This is a genomic window from Acinetobacter sp. 22301 (assembly GCF_052045285.1).
Taxonomy (GTDB): domain Bacteria; phylum Pseudomonadota; class Gammaproteobacteria; order Pseudomonadales; family Moraxellaceae; genus Acinetobacter; species Acinetobacter pittii.
In genome coordinates this window covers 150,140-167,841 of the sequence record NZ_JBQEOR010000001.1, presented here as the reverse complement: position 1 = coordinate 167,841, position 17,702 = coordinate 150,140, and the positions used below count along the sequence as shown (strand labels likewise).

Here is a 17,702-nt window from a genome sequence, read left to right as displayed (position 1 = left end):
TATCAAAAGTAACATTTTAGAAAAAGTTTAAAATTCTTAGAAAAAACATAAACCATTTTATAAAATTTTGTTACTTTTTCGCTATAATGATTATAATTATCGTTTAGGATTTCGATACATCAACATGGACCGCTCATCTGCTCTTTTACTCCCAAATTTTAAGTTCAAAGTTTCTACACTTAGCTATGCAATCGGACTAGCTTGTACTTATTTAGCACTTCCTGCACATGCCGAAGATACAACCACTAGTGCATTACCGACTATTACCATTAAGGCACAAGGTAACTGGTTAGAAGAAGCAAATGCAGAAACTGTTCACAAACATGCTGGCGCTCGAACTATTATTGACCGTAAGCGTTTAGATGAAACGGCGGCAACTTCACTGCGCGAAGCTCTAAAGCAAGTTCCTGGGGTTCAGGCTCAAGACAGTAGTGGAACAGGCGGTAGTGATGTTTCTCTCAATATTGGGGTTCGTGGTTTAGCATCTCGCCTATCACCTCGCTCAACAGTTCTAGTCGATGGTGTTCCGCTTTCATTTGCACCGTATGGTCAGCCACAGTTATCTTTGACACCTGTTTCAATTGGGAATATTGAATCAGTTGACGTTGTGCGCGGTGCGGGATCGGTTCGTTTTGGGCCTCAAAACGTAGGTGGAATTATTAACTTTGCTACTCGATCAATTCCTCAAGATTTTAGCGGAACTGTTAGCCTAACTTCAGAATATGCATCTGGTACTGATCAAGTAAAACTGAGCCCTAATTTATTTGTGGGGGGAACTTTAGATAATGGTTTAGGCCTTGCCCTTCTATATTCAGGGACCAAAGGAAACGGTTATCGAGAAGCAAACAACAAAATTGATATCGATGATGTAATGCTAAAGTCTGCTTATCAATTTAATGATAAAGACTCGGTTGCTTTAAATCTGCATCACTATGAAGGTCGCGGCGAAATGCCAGAGGGTTTAACTCAGGCGCAATATGCTGAAAACCCGTATCAATCTTCTGGTGAAAAAAACTATTTTGCAGGTCGACGTACAGATGTCTCTTTACGTTATAACCATAAAGATGAAAAAAATAACTTCGAGGTTTTGAGTTACTACATCGACTCTTTCCGTACTAGTAATCTTGAGACTACACTAGCGAATGGGCAAAAACGCCTCGATTCTGCTCCACGCGATTATAAAGTCTATGCAATTGAACCGCGTTACTCTCGCATTTATGAACTTGGTAATACTCAAAATGAAGTAACGGTTGGCTATCGCTATTTAAAAGAAGAAAGTTCTGAATTTGCAGGACGTACTGCATCTTATGCAGCAGGTTCATCAGTGCCAGATTTTGCTCCGCGTAGTAGTAGTGAAGGCGGTACTAAAGCACATGCTGTATATATCGACAACCGTATGGAACTCGGCCGTTGGACCATCACACCGGGTGTTCGTTTCGAATCAATTGAAACCCATAATAACTTCACAGGTTATAACAAAGGACAACCTAATACTGTTTATCCAAAAATTGATTCAGACGAATTTTTACCAAGTTTATCCGTGATGTACTCAGCAAATGAAAACTGGAATATATTTGCAAACGCAGGCGTATCGTTCGGTCCACAGCAATACAGTCAATTAGCTCGTCTTGAAGGAACAACCGCAACGGCTACAACCGAAGGCTTACATCCTGAAAAGTCGAACAACTATGAAATTGGCACCAAATATTTGGGCAATGGTTTAAATGCCGAATTTACCGTGTTCTATTTAGACTTTGATAAAGAGCTTTCATTGGTTCGTGATGCTGCTAATAACGGAATCTGGACAGATTTAGGGGCAACCAGCCACAAAGGTGTCGAAACAGGTATTAGCTATGATTTCGGACAATTGTCTGATGCACTGGAAGGCTTAAAAGTATATGGAAACTATACTTTCACCAAAGCAGTGGCTGAAGCTGGTCAATTTAAAGATAAAGACTTACCATTTTACTCGCGTCATGTCGGTAATGTTGGGTTAGGTTACACAGTAGATAAATGGTCTTTAAATGCGGATATGTTTGCTCAATCTAAGCAGCATTCACCAGATCTTCCAGATAGTAATGTCTATCAAACAGAAGAAACTGCTGATGGTAAATATGGAGATATTCCGGGTTACACCACTTTTGCGCTACGTACCTCTTATGACTTAAGTTCACAAGTTAAAGGTTTAAAAATCGCTGGTGGAATCAAAAATGTCTTTGATAAGCAATATTTTACTCGCTCAACAGACTCTACTGGCGGTAAGTATGTAGGACTGCCACGTACGTTCTATCTACAAACCTCTTTTGATTTTTAAAGCTAAACCAAATTGAATAAAAAGCCCTCTTCGGAGGGCTTTTTCATAAGTTAAACACTAGAATATGGATCAATTTAAGCGAGCGTTGACATAAAATATTCTAATAATTTATCCCTTTCATCAGTACTATTCGCACTTAAAAGCTGGGCCATTGCCCCATCAATCACAAATAAAAACATGTAGGCATCTTCAACTGTAGCGTTAACTTTTACAGTTAAAAGGAATTTATGAATTTCTTTAATGAACCAGTTCCGGTAGTCAATCACGATTTTATAGGCCGCAGGATAAAGCTTTTCAATTTCAAAAATGGCTTTAAATGGTAAACGATAAAAGCCTTCTAAGTTTGCATGTAAAAAGTAAACTTTCTTAAGTTTATCGAATGCCATGAGTTCACGGTACAAATGAATAATTGAAAACACCTCATGTTTTAATGCATCTGTTTGAAAAGTTAAGCTCATCTGAATAAGCCTTTCTTTGGAGTGAAAGTAGTTATAAAAAGTGGCTTTGGGAATTTTGGCTTCTTCAATAATTCGATCGATCCCAATATAAAACCCATATTGTTTAAACAAATCTCTTGCCGCATGTAGCACGCGAAGTGCTCTAAATGATGCTTCTAAATTTGGCATTTTTATACCGTTTAAAATAATTTTTTTGTTGTAAGTAAATGAGATAGAAATGCTGTCACTCTTAAATTGAGCGTTAAAAACAGGCATGCAAAAGCGGCACAAATAATGGTGTGCTCGCCTATCTCAGGTTTATTGTTGCTATGATTTTTTAGTCGTAAGGATTCTTAAGGTATAGAAAACCTAGAGCCGATTAAACCGTTTGAAAGACTGTTTAAATGGAATAAATAGAGAGATTTTGGCAGAGGCCAATAAAGAATAAATAGTACGCATAACGGCGGACTCCTTTTGATTTAGAAGAGTCTTACCAATTACTGTCAAATAATGGTGGCAAGACTAGAAGGGTTGACAGACTGGTACAAAAGGAAACCAGCGCACGCAAGCGTGCCCCTCCTAGCCTTACCATAAAGGCGTGACTTAGGAGAACGCACAAAACGAAATAATACGTTGTTGTGCGCCTTTTGTACCAGCTCTGTCAAAAGCTGACTGGCAATGTGGCCAGCAGGCAAAGGATAATCGGAGAGGTTTTGGGTGTCAATGTGATATTGGCTAGAAAACAGTTAAATAATTATTGTTTTTCATCGAATTAGAATATTTAATTAATTGGTTAAAAATTCATTATTAGCTTGTCTTTAGTTAATATGAACGACAACTTAATTATAGATTTTCATCACTACTTTAAAATAAGGATAATTATGTTAGACCTAGACGAAATGAATGGAAATTTTTTTAATTTTGATCAAGTAGACACATTCAAAATAGAACATGACCATATAATGAATTGCTACAATCTTGTTTTGATTCTATCTAAAGATTTACATGATCCTTCCGCCCCTAAATTCAATGTATGCTTTAACCATATTTCAGACTTAAGTATGAATGATAGTTTTAGACATAATTTTCAACAATTCCCTTGCTTACTTATCGAAAAGCACAAAAATCAGTGGGAAAATGTTAATTATGAAATCAGACAAGTGGAAGATGAAGACTTAAGTTTCAAATGTAAAAGTTTTACTGCTTTCTTAACTTAATTTTATTTAATGCCTCACATAAAGCTTTTTTGTCGGCTTCTTTAAGTTGTGGATGCTGAACAGGCCACATATAGCTACAGCCATGAGGCGCATTGTTATGATTTTTCTTAAGTTCAACGGCAATATTTTTTAGAAGCTCAGTGTTTAGAGAACTAATTTTTAAACGTACTTCTGCTAAATCTTGTGGCTTCCAATTACTTTCAGGACTCGACAACCAATCTGCGCGATAGCGATACTGAATGGCCTTGGCTACATTCATTTGCGTCACAATAAATAGCTTTAATGTTTCGCTATTTAAGCCAAAAGATTCGGCTTCAGAAAGCGATTGATCCAGAACTTTCTTCTCTTGAGTTAAATCTTCGATAGGTAAATGCTGCTCTGCTTTATAACCTGCAACATCCTTCATATAAGATAAGCGTTCGTTAACTAAACGAGCAGTTTGAGTGTATTGTGAAGCTTGCGCGAGTGAAGAAAAACACATAAAAGCTGCCAAGGTCGACACTACTTGAACCGTTCGCTGAAAACTCTTTATATTCACCATTTAAAAACCTACCGAAATTATTGTTCTATGATCATTTCAGATCAGTACTGTATTTTAACAATATGTAAAAGTAAAACTTCAAGATAGGCTAAGTTCTTGGCTCCATGCAGAATCAGGTTGCTGATAGATGTGTTGGCATACTTGCTTGAGAGATGAGGTAAAGTGCTGGTTTTGCCCTTCCCATTTTTCAATCATGCAATAACTAACATGAATGCCTTTGGGTTGAAACTCTCTCGCCAATGACTGCGATAAAGCTCGAATGCTAGCAAACATGCTTTGGCTTAACACATCGTAATGGGTCGAGTGATTAGAGGGTGCGCCAAGAAAAATAACTGTGCCCCGCTGTTGTTTAAGCATAGGTTTAATCACAGCTTGAGCGACACTTACTGCACTTAAACCTGTGCTCTGCCAACTGTGTTCAATCTCTTCTAAAGATAAAGCTTCGATATTGGGCGAAGATGAAAAACTCGGCTGAAATACACAGAGTTCAATGGTATGCCCGTGTTGTGAAATATAACGCAATAAGCATTTTAAGTGATCTGCATTCACTAAATTTAAATGTACTGCTGTCACGCCATCATTTATAGAATGTATTTTCATCTTTTGCGCGGTTGAATCATGCACAACTTGATAAAGATGTAATGGAAAATGTGCGTTTTTATCTAGAATTACAAAATCACGCTCAATCAGTTGAAGGTCATGACCAGCCACTACAACACAGCCCTGCTTTTTTTGAAATTTTTGAAATATTTTTTTTAGCATTTTAGTCTCTCAAAATTTTTCTTGATAAGGGCGTAAATCCAACTCATGTGTCCAGAGCTGAGGTGTTTGTTGGTAAAGCATCCAATAATTTTCTGCAATTGCATCAATATTAAGTCCGCCAGTGCCACGCGTAAGACGAGCTAACCGCCCCAGACCAAATAATGCTTTATTCACTCTATCGCCATCGACCATGCCATCAATAATCACATGAGCAATATGGATGCCTTGTGATTTATAGATTTGGGCTAGATTTAAGGCATAAGCTCTTAAGGCAGATTTTCCCATTGTAAAAGCTGCGAAAAAAGGTTTGCCGCGTAGAGACGCACTCGCACCTGTAAAAATAAGCGTACCGTGATTTTGATCTTTAAAAATTTTTAGACAGCTTTGAGAAACTAAGTAGGCCGATAAAAAAGTGGATTGCCACATTTGAGTAAAAAACGACAATGGACTGCGTAAAAAGATGGAAGGAATATTCCCTCCCACATTATGAACGACAGCAGTAATGCGCTCGTTTTGACTAGTAATGGTGTCAAACAAGGCCTGTACTTGGTGTATATCTTCTGCATCTAAACGAAACGCTACAGCATCTCCACCATTGGAATGGATTTGGGCAGCCACTGCTTCAATTTTCTGAAAAGTACGCCCAGCAACATAAACTTTTAAGCCTTCTTTGGCGAAAAGACGACACACCGCTGCACCAATACCTTGTGATGCCCCGACGCCAATAACAACCGCACAATCTTGTTTTTTATCTAATGTTGCTGATGTCATAGACATTTCACCCTGTTTGTTTTTTATACCATAATGCAATAAACGGACGATTCAAAATTTCTTTACTAAATTTTTTACTGGTACGAATCACTTCACCGAGTTGAGCAACTACAGCTATATCTGCAATGGTTTGGCTGTTTCCAACTAACCATTCACTTTGTGATAAAACCTGCTCAATACGGTCGAGATGTCGGATAAATTCTTCTTCAACATTTTCAGCTTTCATACGTCCTAAGCCTTGAAAGAAAAGCTGCGTTTTTAACTCGGCTAAAATAAAACCTTTTACCATCGGCTTTTCATAAGCTGGACGACCAATGCTACTAATGCGAATCGATTCATCTAAAGCTTCTGAGTCATTTACGCGTAAATAGACTTCATAAAAATAAAGAGATTCATCTGCCCAATCTTCCCAAAGTTCAGCAAGCGCTTTTTGATTTGGATCTTCAGGGTAAAGCCGAGGTGTGTCTGGAAAGGCTTCATCTAGATAGCGCGCGATTCGAGTGCTGTCTTGAATCCTCTGACCGTTATGGTCAATGACAGGTACTTTGCCCACCTTACTTAGCAGAGGAACTTTCGCTCCAAGAATGCCGTTATAGTTAACTGTGTCAAATGGAATTCCTTTAAATTTCAGAACTCTTGAAATTTTTTGACAGAATGGGGAAATTTCCCATTGATGCAAAATAATATTCGACATTTATTCACCTTTATTTTTAATTGCCTTTTATCTAGTTCTTTTTTAGAACTAACCAATAAATATACACAATGCTTTTTTAAGTCAAACTGTTTTTGATGACGAACAAGTTCCAAAAGCTAAGAATTATTTGATTTTTATTATTTATATCTTAACAATTTTTAAGCAATATACTTTGAATTATAGGGAGCTCTGCTATAAAAAGAGCTCCTCATATAAATTTGAAAGATTAATAAGTCACCGTAACGACAACACTATCAGAATAGACACCAGGTCTACTTGCGATGGCAGTGCCTTGCGGAATCTTTCCATACACAGTAGTCGTTTGAGCGCTTCCTGTACCTGTTTTTGAGACTCCCCCTGTTCCCCCAACATTGGTTACGCCTCCCGTTGCATCCCATACCGTACTATAGTTAGAATCTTTATATAGCTGATAGGGAATAAATTCATTATTACTATTGATCATACGCCTAAAACCCCCAGCTATACGGTTATTGCCATCCCCTAAATAAATACTGTATGGCGTTCCAAAATTACAGGTTGTATTCACTGCCCCTTGCGCTGTGTAATCACGCTTAGTCGTACCAATATCATTAATATTTCCAAAATCTACAGTTGAGGTTGAGTTTAATTGGCACAGGCTTGGGACCACAAAGTTTGCTGTTAGCAATGTATCGCCTGAATCCCAGCCACCAAGTAAATCACCACATGACAAACCCAAAAGATCCATATCCCAATACAACCGAACCGAAGCTGTATATGTTCCTTGAGGGTATGCAATAAGAGACCCCGTTCGAGCTGGTACTTTTATATTTACCGAGTAGCTCACAATATTATTTGATGCGACTGTTGCTACTGGACCATACCACACATTGGAGGTTTGGTTTGTGGTAGAAGACCCAGCTCCGCCTACAGTTGCAGTAACTGTATAGGGTAATGAAACACTGTTAATTGCATTTGTGGTTCCCGTAAATACGGTTTTCATACACATGAAATTAGAAATCTGGGGAAGTCCTAAATTCGTGCAAGTAATTGTTCCTGAAAGGTTTACGGTTGCATCACTATTGATATTTGCTGCTGTGTAGATAAAAGTGTTATTTGTGGTCCCACTTACCGTACAAGCTGCATGTGCCGGACTAAAAAATGCATAAACAAGATAAAATAAGCAAATGCCTACAAAATATTTTAAAGACAATGGAAAAAACTTATAGCTCTCTATTTGAGCCTTATTCATAATATTTAATGACATACATAAGGTCCCAATTTTTTGGTTGAGTACTGATTACTGTTATATGTGAAGTCAACTTGGCATGAACCATGATCTAGAAGATCGACTTCAAGTTTGTTTTGTTTTAACAGGTTTGGAATAAATACTTCACCGTCATACCCAACCATCCCATTTTGCTGACCATTAATTCGAACGGTATAACCCGGCATTAACGGTGAATTTTTTTGATCAACCAGTTTTACTAATCCTGAAATAACCTGATGAGCACCAAAGTCAACCAAAGTTCCTTGACGATAACCCACGACTGTTTTTTGATCTGTAGATTTAACATTCCAATTCAGAGGAAGATACGATGGATCTAAATAAATATGGTTCACTTGATATGGCATGAGACTAGGAATCAAAAATCTTCCAGACTTGTCAGTTTCTCCCAAATTGACCCCGCCATTTATAATTTGGCTTTGTGGCCCGGCATTGGTCACAACTGCGTAGCCGTCTCCAATTTCATTGGCCGCAAAGATACGTCCCGCCGCCGCAACCAGTGATCCTGTCGCCGAAAGTGCAACCTGATCATTATCCCCAAATCGGTTATATCGCCCTGTCAGGTAAGCTGCTCGGGCACGGTAAGAGGCATAGACCGATGCATTGTTTTCATTGGCATCCTGATCTCTTTCAACATAGCCACCCCAGCCAAATGAACCAATTTGGGGTTCTGACAAACCGAATATTTCTTGGCGATACCGTAGGCTACCGCTGTCACTAGATACACTCGTGATCGCATTCACTTTACTGGACGGTGTATATCTCAGCGCAAAGTAAACTCCATAGTCCTTGTGGTTTTCATAATCTTTATACGCTGATGCATAAAAACCCCAGTTCTTGTCCAGACTTCCACTTAAATTGGTAGACAGTAATTTATAGGAGTTGTCACTATATTTAATCTGGTTATAACCTAGATAAACCCCATAGCCTGCATAAAAGTTATAGTTAATCCCTGCCCTAAAAATCTCATCGGCCACTGCACTGTAGTTCAGGTAGTTCTGTGACTCAGGATTAATCTGGTTCTCTTTTAAATATCTCACTTGAGACAGACGGGCAAGGTCAAAATAGTTATCAAATACTTTGCGGTAACTGGTGTTAAATGAAATGTTCTTACTGATGCGCCCTTCTAAACCCAACAAGGTAGAATAGCCGTTTTCATCTTTATATTGGCTCGCTGCAATGTCAGCATTAATCACGCCAATACCCAAAACATTCTTGGCAAATCCTGTGCCTAGGTTCGACAGACCATCTGTTGAAGCCTCTACACCACCACTTAAGGTCAGCGAGTTACTGTAGCCGTATCGAATCGCACCTGAGGCAAAAGTGGCATCGTCATAATCGTTCGAATAGAGCCCATAGTTATAACGTGGAACCCCCACATCTACTGAAAACTCATTTATACCTTTTGCCAGAATCTTGGATGAAAAATAGTACGGCTTTTTGGTAATGCTCTGCTTTCCCGTTGCATCGGTGGTCACAAGGGTGACTTCATTTCCCGAAATAAACGGGAGCTGTTTAATGTCAAATGGACCAGATGGGACTAACCCTGAATAAATCTTTTGCTGGTTGACGTATAAGTCTAGGGTTGAAGGCAGTGCTGCCGAGCCGGAAAATTGCGGGAGTGCCGAGGTGACAATATCCCCGCGTTGGCTATAAGCGCTCGACCACTGGAAACCGGCAAGACGGACACTGCTTCCCCAGTCTGGGCTATTGGAAATAAAGTCTCCTAGGGTATATATCCTGATCTTCTCAGGGTCGACATATTGCCACTTACTTTCTAGGCGCACCCACTTTTCATGGCTATAACTATTTTCATTACTACCGTTATATAAAACGCCTGATGAAAAGTTACCAATTGCACTGTTAAAAATACCCTCTGCCGTACCTGAGAAAACGTTCTCGTCATTGGTCATAGTCTGATACAGACTGTAGTTCAGAATGGCTGCATTTAAGGGTTTCATCTTTAGCAAATTCGGGCTAGTGACCTGCTGGCCATTTAAGTCAACTGAGTAACCCGTTAACATGTTCGACGGAACTTTTAAGTTTAGAGACTGCTCATTTTCGAGATATTTAAACTGGATTCCGTTTAGATCATTAATATATACCCACTGGTTATCTGGGATATGTTCATCCATTTTTAATCTTAAAGTTTTTAAAGTGCTAGATCGAATATATAGTTTTCCATCCTTAGATTGCTTTACAGCAACCAAATCTTCAGAAGCATTTGAGTTAATCGAAATATTTAAAAATAGCTGGATGAAATTAAGATCTTGCTCCTGCTCATTCGTTCCTACTTGTGTATATTTACTATTGCTACCTACAGATTTAGGAACACTGGGAACTGCAGTATTCGTATGATCTAATAACTGTTCGGCAAAAGAATATGCAGGAAAATACGCAACACATAAGACACCTATAATGTATTTCATATAAGCCTCTTAAAGTGTGGTTTTCTTACCATTAACTGTTAGAGATACGCTGTATTTATGATTTGGTTGGTAGGTAAAGTTACTAATCGAGTAACTTTTCGACTTCTCCGCAAGAATATAACCATTCACAGTATTTACTTTAATGGGATAACTTTTATTCGCAGTTGTATCAACAAGCGTTAGACTATTTAACAGCGCATGTCGGTTACCTATATTGCTAATATTTAAAGAAGGTGTGTTCTGGTTAACATCAATTTTCCAACTCAGTTTGGTAATTGCATCTTTATTGACAATAAATACAGGTAATGATGAGCGAAGTAATACATTTACTCCCTGAGCTGCTTTACGGCTATCAATCGGTTTTGGTAACTCATCAATAATAATACGATAAGTTTTTTCCCCAGAAACAGGTTCTGGGTTAATTCTAACTACACGTAAGTTATAAGAGTCACTAGGTTGTAGTTTTAAAAATGGTGGACTAACTACAATTTCATCCGTAGGGATTAATTGATCTTGACCAGCATCTTGTCTCCACTCAAATACACGCACCTGTAAATCAGCGCTTTCATTTGACTGGTTATATAAACTAATTGAAGCAGCATTTTGATTACTTAATATTTCTACATTTACAGGTGAAAGACGGATTGTAGCGGCATAAATAGAGCTAGATAAAGATAAAAATAATCCCGTAATAATAAAAATATTTTTTTTCATGATTTGCTCAAATATAACTTTTTTAATGTATTAGCCCTTTCAAAAGGGCTAACGTAATTCTAATTTATGCAAATTAATAAGTTACTGTAACAGTCACACTGTCAACATAGCTACCAGCACTTGGTAAAGTTGTTCCTGCAGGAATACGACCATACACATTTACAGTTTGAACATTACCCGTTCCAGTTCCACTGTAGGCAGTCGTTGCAATACCAATTGCTGTGGCACGCCCAGTGTCAGTGAAAAGGTTGTAAGGAATATATTCGTTGCTAGTCGCCCCACCGATCATACGACGTTGGGTTGATAAAACATTCTGACCACCATCAAATGACAAAGTCCATGGCACAGTATTATTACAAAGGACTTTAATTGAGGTACCACCTGTCGTTGTCGTATCTGCATCGACATTGCTAGCCAGCGAACTTAAAGTACCAAAGTCTAAAACTGCATTTGTTGTCGTACCAGTTGCAGAGGTATTCAATACACAACTATTGGTTACCGTTGCTCGAACAGTTAATGTACCTGTTGCTGTAGCTGCATTTGCTGCATTGAGAGAAAATACTCCTGCAACAACTGCTGATAAATAAATAAAAGTCTTTTTCATGGCCAAAACCTTTTAAACTAAATTGTCGAATTAATAGATATAAAAAATTTAACCCTTATTCTTACAATCATTTTTATTTGACTGCTCTTTTAAAGCTTATTTTTTTATCCTACTTTCCAACATAATACATAAAAATAAATAAAATGCATGTTCACGTTATTCTTTTAATTTCTAATCAATAAAACAAATTTACCTAAACCTATCTTACAGATACAAAAAACAATAATTAAAAAACTTAAGTTTTTGATTTAAATAACTTTAATAAAATTTAAAAAAAATTTATTTATTTAAATTTAAATAAATATGTCAAAAAATTATCAAAATTTATGAAATTAAATTCTAATTACATAAATACTTAGTTTATTTCCTGACTATGCTTTTAATGGTAATTTTATATTATTACTTACAAATTTATCTCAAACAAATTATCAGTTCTCTTAATTTAAATAAAAGTAAAATATCAAAGAGTAAAGCTAAAGATACATTCGTAGAAGGAAAAATTTATTTTCTTTACGCTTTAAATCTCTATAGAAATATAAAAAATAAAGGTCTCTTTAGAGACCTTTATTTAGTAAGTTTAAATAATTAAACGCTCAGCATGCTATTTAAAGTTTCAGAAACATTTTTCGATTTCACTTTAGGCTGCAATGCTTGTAAAGCCTGCTGAACTTGAGTGCGCTGAGGCTCTGCAAGCGTATACCAACGAGATAACACCTGTAACAGACGTGAACCTAAAATTGGGTTTTTCTCGTCAAGATATTCTGCAAGGTTAATAAAGTGAGCGACACCAAAGCCCCAAGTATTTTCAGGATTATTTGACAAGCCACCACTTACCGCACGAATACGGTTTGGAGTTGTTAAATCATAGTCTGGATGTTGAGTAAGGTACTCAATTGTTTCTGTTGTCGCATTTGGGTTTGCAGCTTGAATCATAAACCACTGATCTAAAGACAAGGCTTCATCTTTAAAGCGATCATAGAAATCAGCAAGTGCCTCTTGAGCTTGAGGTGCATTTTGCCAAACCAATACACGTAAGGCACCTAAACGCTCAGACATATTGCCTGTGTTTTGGTATTGAACATGCGCTAATTCAAATGCACTTTGATCACCCTGACGAGCCATCATCATCAACATGATATTTTTTAATGCACGTACACCCATGGCTAAAGAGAATTCTTTTTGCAAGTCAGGGTCAAGTGTAAGGTAGGTATCTTTCCAAAACGAACCCAGCTCTTGTGCTAAACGATTTAGTAAAGCTTCACGTTTTACATGAATATCGGCTGGTGCATAGTTCTGATCGATACGGCTACCTAAATAACCTTCACTTGGAACATCAAACAAACGTGATGCTAAAAGCGGGTCGCGGCCAACCAACTCAGGCAAAGTGCTTTGAATAGCTTGAATGTAAGCATCTGCAGAATGGTCTTCTAGCAAAATACGTTCAAGTAAGGTTTGCGTTGCTTGCCACTGGTTAAAGCCGTTTGTTTCGTGTTGAATTAAGAATGCTAATTCTTCATCACTGTAATCAAATACAAGATTTACAGGAGCTGAGAAATTACGTAGTAGTGAAACAACAGGTTGCTCAGTTACCCCTGTAAACTCAATAGTTGCTTCATCTTGGTCAAACAAGTACACGCCATCTTTAACATCATTTACGAATAGACTGTTACTGTGCAATGTATATTGCTCCCCTGTTTGAGCGTTAAAAAGCGCTAAAGCAACAGGAATTGGAACAGCTTTTAAGTTTGGATATTTAGGGTGTGCTTTTAAGCTTTGTTTAAAGCTTAAACGGTAAGTTTGTGATGCGGCATCGTACTCACCTTTTGCTTCAAGCTTTGGCGTACCTGGTTGGTTGTACCAAGTTAAAAATGCAGATAAATCGACACCTGAACCTGCAGATAATGCAGCAATCCAGTCTTCTACTGTTACGGCTTGTCCATCATGACGGCGGAAGTATTCATCGGTTCCTTGACGGTATTTTTCTTTACCCAACAAAGTCGACATCATGCGGTTAATTTCCGCACCTTTTTCATAGACTGTCGCTGTGTAGAAGTTATTAATTTCTACAAAGTGATCTGGACGTGGTGGATGCGACAATGGACCAGCGTCTTCAGGGAATTGATGCGATTTAAGTACAGCGACATCATCAATACGTTGAACCGCAGCAGATTGTAAATCTTCCGAGAAAGACTGGTCACGGAAAACCGTTAAACCTTCTTTTAAACATAGCTGGAACCAGTCACGGCAAGTAATACGGTTCCCTGTCCAGTTATGGAAATATTCATGGGCAATCACAGACTGCACACGCATAATTGCAGCGTCCGTTGTGTATTCTTCATCAGCAAGCACACATGAAGTATTAAAGATGTTTAAACCTTTATTTTCCATGGCACCCATGTTGAACTGACTCACCGCAACAATCATATAGTTGTCGAGGTCATACGCACGGCCGTAGTGTTCTTCATCCCAACGCATTGAATGCTTTAATGCTTCCATTGCGATATGGCATTTTGGAATGTCTTTCTCGATTGCATAGATTTCTAAAGCAACATCACGTCCTTCAGACGTCGTATAACGATCTTTAAGAACAGCTAGATCACCAATAACACAAGCAAACAAATAGCTTGGTTTTTTAGTCGGGTCTTGCCAGATCGCAAAGTGGCGATTTTCACCTACCTCACCTGTTTCAAGCAAATTACCATTGGCAAGTAATACCGGATATTTTTTGTCTGCTTCTACACGTGTCGTAAAGACTGAAAGTACATCTGGACGGTCTGGATAGAACGTGATTTTACGGAAGCCTTCAGGTTCATTCTGAGTTACAAACAACTCATCTGCTTTATATAAACCTTCAAGCTGAGTGTTGGTTTCAGGATGAATAATCACTTGAGTCTGTAAAATGACTTCATCTGGTGCATCAGTGATCACCAGTTGTTCACTGTCGAGTGAATATTGTGCAGGAGTAAGATCTTGACCATTGAGCTGAATAGATTGCAACTCAAGATCACGGCCCAATAACACCAAGTCTCCAGCAGTTTGACGCTTCATGACTAATGTTGAATCAACAATTGTTTTGTCATCATATACTTGAATATCAAGATTAATGGATTCAACCAAGAACGAAGGTTTTTGATAATCTTTTAAATAAACTGTTTGATCTGCCTGAACTGGAGGCTGCGCCGCAATATTCATCTTTATTCCTTATATACTTTTCGGAAACCGTAGTACGAATTTTATGAACTTGATCATACACATTCATACATATCGTGTTTGTTTGCCTTTATAAAATTAATGGGACTTCATTTATACATTTCAAATTAGAATCGTCTTTTATTAGCACAGATTAGACCAAATTTACGATAATCGTTGCTTATATAATCAATCTATACAATAAAAATAAAACAACTTCAGCTTTTAACATTTTTTAGAGTCAGCTTACATTTTGGGCATGGTTCTTGCCTTCATTAATACACCAATATAAATATTTCAATCAGAACAAGAGGTGTCAGTATGGAATTAAAAGCACATTTTCATCGTTTAGAAAATATTAAAACGATTCATGATCTAGACGCAGCAGGACTCGATCACCATGTGATCGCAGTATTTTTATCTGCGGAAGGTATTTCTATTACAGCTCAGGAGGTGACCTCTATCGTTAATACTTATGATGCTTTAGGTAAAGTAAAATTACCAAGTAAAAAAGTGCAGGCACTTATCAATGCCAAAAAGCTTGGACAGAATGATGAGAGCTTGCCGTGCCCTGTTTAATTTTAAATTTTAACCCTTTATGAAAACCTAAAGTTAAGACAAGGACTTTAGGTTTTCTATTTTTGCACCAAACAAAAATACAATCTCAGCTATCGGCAATGCGGCTGTGTATAATAAGTCAATCATGATAGTTTTAAACGTTCGGAGCAAAATGGTCTTACAAATTCTACAGAAACAGCTAGATGAAAGTAGCCATTGTCCTCTCTGCCAAGCTTCAATGTACTGGGTAGATGCCGAGCAATTTGAACAAGACATTCAGTTTCATGAATGCAGTCATTGTCAGCACCGTGTATTTAAAGATACGAAAATGACTTGTCATTGTGAAACATGCACAAAACAACGAAAAAAGCTTTTACAGCAAACACGCCTACAAGAACAACGCCAGTTTAAGTCAAAAGAGCAACCTCAACGTAGTCTGGAACAGCTCAGTTTTTTGCATAAACTTTTTTTACTTAGCCTGCTCGACGACTATGCACGAGACGATATTGCTCATGACGAATACATTCACTGGGACAAAATTAAATATCAGTCCATTACACCAAACTGGATTTTTCAAAACTATCTGATTAAGCAACTCCATAAAGATGGAATTTTAAACGCCCAAGATCAAGCTGATGAACCTCAGTGCTTTTATTTAAACATTCGCTTGGACGGTTATAGTGACCCAAGTTTATTTAGTGTTGCCCAGCAATTACGCTACTGGTTTTATGAAAATTTAAGTCTTGGTATTCCGTTTCGTAGTGCTGATGAAGTAAAAGACGTACTTTTTCAGGTGCTCTATCAAGAGATTATTCAGTTTATGCAGTTCTATTGCCGAACTTGGGGCATTCAAATTGCAGGAAGCTCTAATTTTCAAACTTTTTGCTATCGCTTAATGGATTCATTAGCAATTGGTCAAATCTATTATCTGATTCAGACGGCACTCGAATATCTTTATAAACAGAAAGCCCTACAGCCGCGTAATGAAAAATTTATTAACACCAATTTGTTAAAGAAAACCTTAGAGCAATATCGTGAGAGAGCCTTAGCTGAAAAGTGGGAAACCTCAATGTTGCCTCGTCCTCACAATATTCCCTACAGTAAAATGAGTTATATTTTACTTAACCGCTTCTTAGGTTACGACGAACAGATCTTTGTACAACCTGTCTGGAAAGCATGGCGGAAAATTGAACCTCGATTAAACTTTTATTCAGTTAAACGCTGTATGCATTGTGGTTCAAATGATTTAAGTGTTGATTATGATACGGCAGATTATGTTTCTTTGATTTGTCAAAGATGTAAGCATCAAGATCATTATTTTACTCACTAAATCTACAATCACTTTGGCTTAATAAGGATAATAACATGACATCAGCATCGACTTTGATTGAGCAGGTAATTGACGCTTGGCAAAACATGCAGGCAAAAACGCCTCTTGTGCAATGCATTACTAATAGCGTTGCAGCCAACTATACAGCCAATGTCTTACTTGCTTCTGGTGCTTCACCTGCCATGATTGATAATCCTTATGAAGCAGAAAGTTTTACCAAAATTTCATCGGCTTTGAGCATTAACTTGGGTACGCCAACCTCAGAGCAAATGCAAGCTATGCAAATCTCTGCCAAGACTGCACAGCTCAATGGCATTCCATGGGTGCTTGATCCAGTCGGCTATGGACCAATTTTAGCTTGGCGTAGTCAAATGACAGACGAGCTTTTACAGTTCAAGCCAAGCGTTATTCGTGGTAATGCCTCAGAAATTAGTACGCTTGCTGGCAACCAAGTTCAATCTAAAGGTGTCGATAGTACTTTAAGCAGTGATCAAGCCTATCAACAGGCTTATGCACTATTAGCACATGCGGACTGTATCGCTATTTCAGGTGAGTCAGATTACATTTTATCTAAAGAATTAGACATCATTATTCAAGTAAACGGCGGAAGTCCATTACAGCCCAAAATTACAGCAACAGGCTGCGCTTTAGGTGCGCTAATTGCAGCATATAGCGCTGTGACGACACCAACTATTGCTGCTCTTTCAGCTCATGTTCATTTTGCGATTGCAGGTAAACTTGCTGCAAATCAAGCGCAAACTATGGGAAGTTTTAGCACCATCTTCATGGATTACATCCACATGCTAGATGACAACTTGATTGAGCAATATGCAGATATTAAGCTTTTAGAGATACAGGCATAATCTAGGTTATAC

At 37.9% G+C, this 17,702-nt stretch carries 15 protein-coding genes; 5 read left to right on the top strand and 10 right to left on the bottom strand.

Annotated features, from left to right (window positions below; translation table 11 throughout):
* The first annotated feature begins 124 nt into the window (after positions 1 to 124).
* Positions 125 to 2,314 (top strand): TonB-dependent receptor family protein, encoded by a 2,190-nt coding sequence (locus ACTJJH_RS00755; protein ID WP_087400892.1) that lies wholly within the window; start codon positions 125 to 127, stop codon positions 2,312 to 2,314.
* A gap of 74 nt (positions 2,315 to 2,388) precedes the next feature.
* Here the strand turns inward: ACTJJH_RS00755 and ACTJJH_RS00750 are convergent, their stop codons facing one another.
* Complete coding sequence (locus ACTJJH_RS00750; RefSeq protein WP_336015897.1) at positions 2,389 to 2,940, bottom strand: TetR/AcrR family transcriptional regulator; 552 nt, start codon at positions 2,938 to 2,940, stop codon at positions 2,389 to 2,391.
* Between the two features lie 692 nt (positions 2,941 to 3,632).
* Between ACTJJH_RS00750 and ACTJJH_RS00745 the strand changes: the two genes are divergently transcribed.
* On the top strand, positions 3,633 to 3,968 hold the full coding sequence (locus ACTJJH_RS00745) for a hypothetical protein (RefSeq protein WP_086399543.1): 336 nt from the start codon (positions 3,633 to 3,635) through the stop codon (positions 3,966 to 3,968).
* Here the strand turns inward: ACTJJH_RS00745 and ACTJJH_RS00740 are convergent.
* The 9 genes from ACTJJH_RS00740 to pepN form a co-directional block, all read right to left on the bottom strand.
* Positions 3,949 to 4,509 carry a chorismate mutase gene (locus ACTJJH_RS00740; RefSeq protein ID WP_304395919.1) on the bottom strand — a complete coding sequence of 187 codons (561 nt, stop codon included), beginning with the start codon at positions 4,507 to 4,509 and terminating at the stop codon, positions 3,949 to 3,951. The genes ACTJJH_RS00745 and ACTJJH_RS00740 overlap by 20 nt on opposite strands.
* Positions 4,510 to 4,587: 78 nt before the next feature.
* Positions 4,588 to 5,271: an SDR family NAD(P)-dependent oxidoreductase gene (locus ACTJJH_RS00735; RefSeq protein ID WP_304395920.1), complete on the bottom strand. Its 684-nt coding sequence runs from the start codon at positions 5,269 to 5,271 to the stop codon at positions 4,588 to 4,590.
* Positions 5,272 to 5,280: 9 nt separating this feature from the next.
* A complete protein-coding gene (locus tag ACTJJH_RS00730) occupies positions 5,281 to 6,042 on the bottom strand; it encodes an SDR family NAD(P)-dependent oxidoreductase (RefSeq protein WP_057076857.1) in 762 nt (253 codons plus the stop codon).
* A 7-nt stretch (positions 6,043 to 6,049) separates the two neighbouring features.
* On the bottom strand, positions 6,050 to 6,736 hold the full coding sequence (locus tag ACTJJH_RS00725; RefSeq protein ID WP_057076855.1) for a glutathione S-transferase: 687 nt from the start codon (positions 6,734 to 6,736) through the stop codon (positions 6,050 to 6,052).
* 226 nt (positions 6,737 to 6,962) lie between these two features.
* Positions 6,963 to 7,982 carry a Csu type fimbrial protein gene (locus ACTJJH_RS00720; protein WP_017398417.1) on the bottom strand — a complete coding sequence of 340 codons (1,020 nt, stop codon included), beginning with the start codon at positions 7,980 to 7,982 and terminating at the stop codon, positions 6,963 to 6,965.
* Entirely contained in the window at positions 7,973 to 10,432 is a 2,460-nt protein-coding gene (locus ACTJJH_RS00715) for a fimbria/pilus outer membrane usher protein (RefSeq protein WP_440600556.1), read from the bottom strand. The genes ACTJJH_RS00720 and ACTJJH_RS00715 overlap by 10 nt, the downstream gene beginning before the upstream one ends.
* 9 nt (positions 10,433 to 10,441) lie before the next feature.
* Entirely contained in the window at positions 10,442 to 11,146 is a 705-nt protein-coding gene (locus ACTJJH_RS00710; protein WP_057077329.1) for a fimbrial biogenesis chaperone, read from the bottom strand.
* Positions 11,147 to 11,219: 73 nt separating this feature from the next.
* On the bottom strand, positions 11,220 to 11,750 hold the full coding sequence (locus ACTJJH_RS00705; RefSeq protein WP_057070438.1) for a Csu type fimbrial protein: 531 nt from the start codon (positions 11,748 to 11,750) through the stop codon (positions 11,220 to 11,222).
* A gap of 585 nt (positions 11,751 to 12,335) precedes the next feature.
* Positions 12,336 to 14,942 (bottom strand): aminopeptidase N, encoded by a 2,607-nt coding sequence (pepN, locus tag ACTJJH_RS00700; RefSeq protein ID WP_440600555.1) that lies wholly within the window; start codon positions 14,940 to 14,942, stop codon positions 12,336 to 12,338.
* Positions 14,943 to 15,260: 318 nt separating this feature from the next.
* Here pepN and ACTJJH_RS00695 point away from each other — a divergent pair, with 318 nt between their 5' ends.
* The 3 genes from ACTJJH_RS00695 to thiM all read left to right on the top strand — a co-directional run bounded on the left by ACTJJH_RS00695 (position 15,261) and on the right by thiM (position 17,690).
* Positions 15,261 to 15,518, top strand: coding sequence for a hypothetical protein (locus ACTJJH_RS00695; protein WP_342371372.1), 258 nt, complete (start codon positions 15,261 to 15,263; stop codon positions 15,516 to 15,518).
* Positions 15,519 to 15,669: 151 nt separating this feature from the next.
* On the top strand, positions 15,670 to 16,827 hold the full coding sequence (locus tag ACTJJH_RS00690; RefSeq protein ID WP_276123874.1) for a hypothetical protein: 1,158 nt from the start codon (positions 15,670 to 15,672) through the stop codon (positions 16,825 to 16,827).
* Positions 16,828 to 16,862: 35 nt separating this feature from the next.
* Positions 16,863 to 17,690, top strand: coding sequence for a hydroxyethylthiazole kinase (gene thiM / locus ACTJJH_RS00685; RefSeq protein WP_014207083.1), 828 nt, complete (start codon positions 16,863 to 16,865; stop codon positions 17,688 to 17,690).
* Positions 17,691 to 17,702 lie beyond the last annotated feature (12 nt).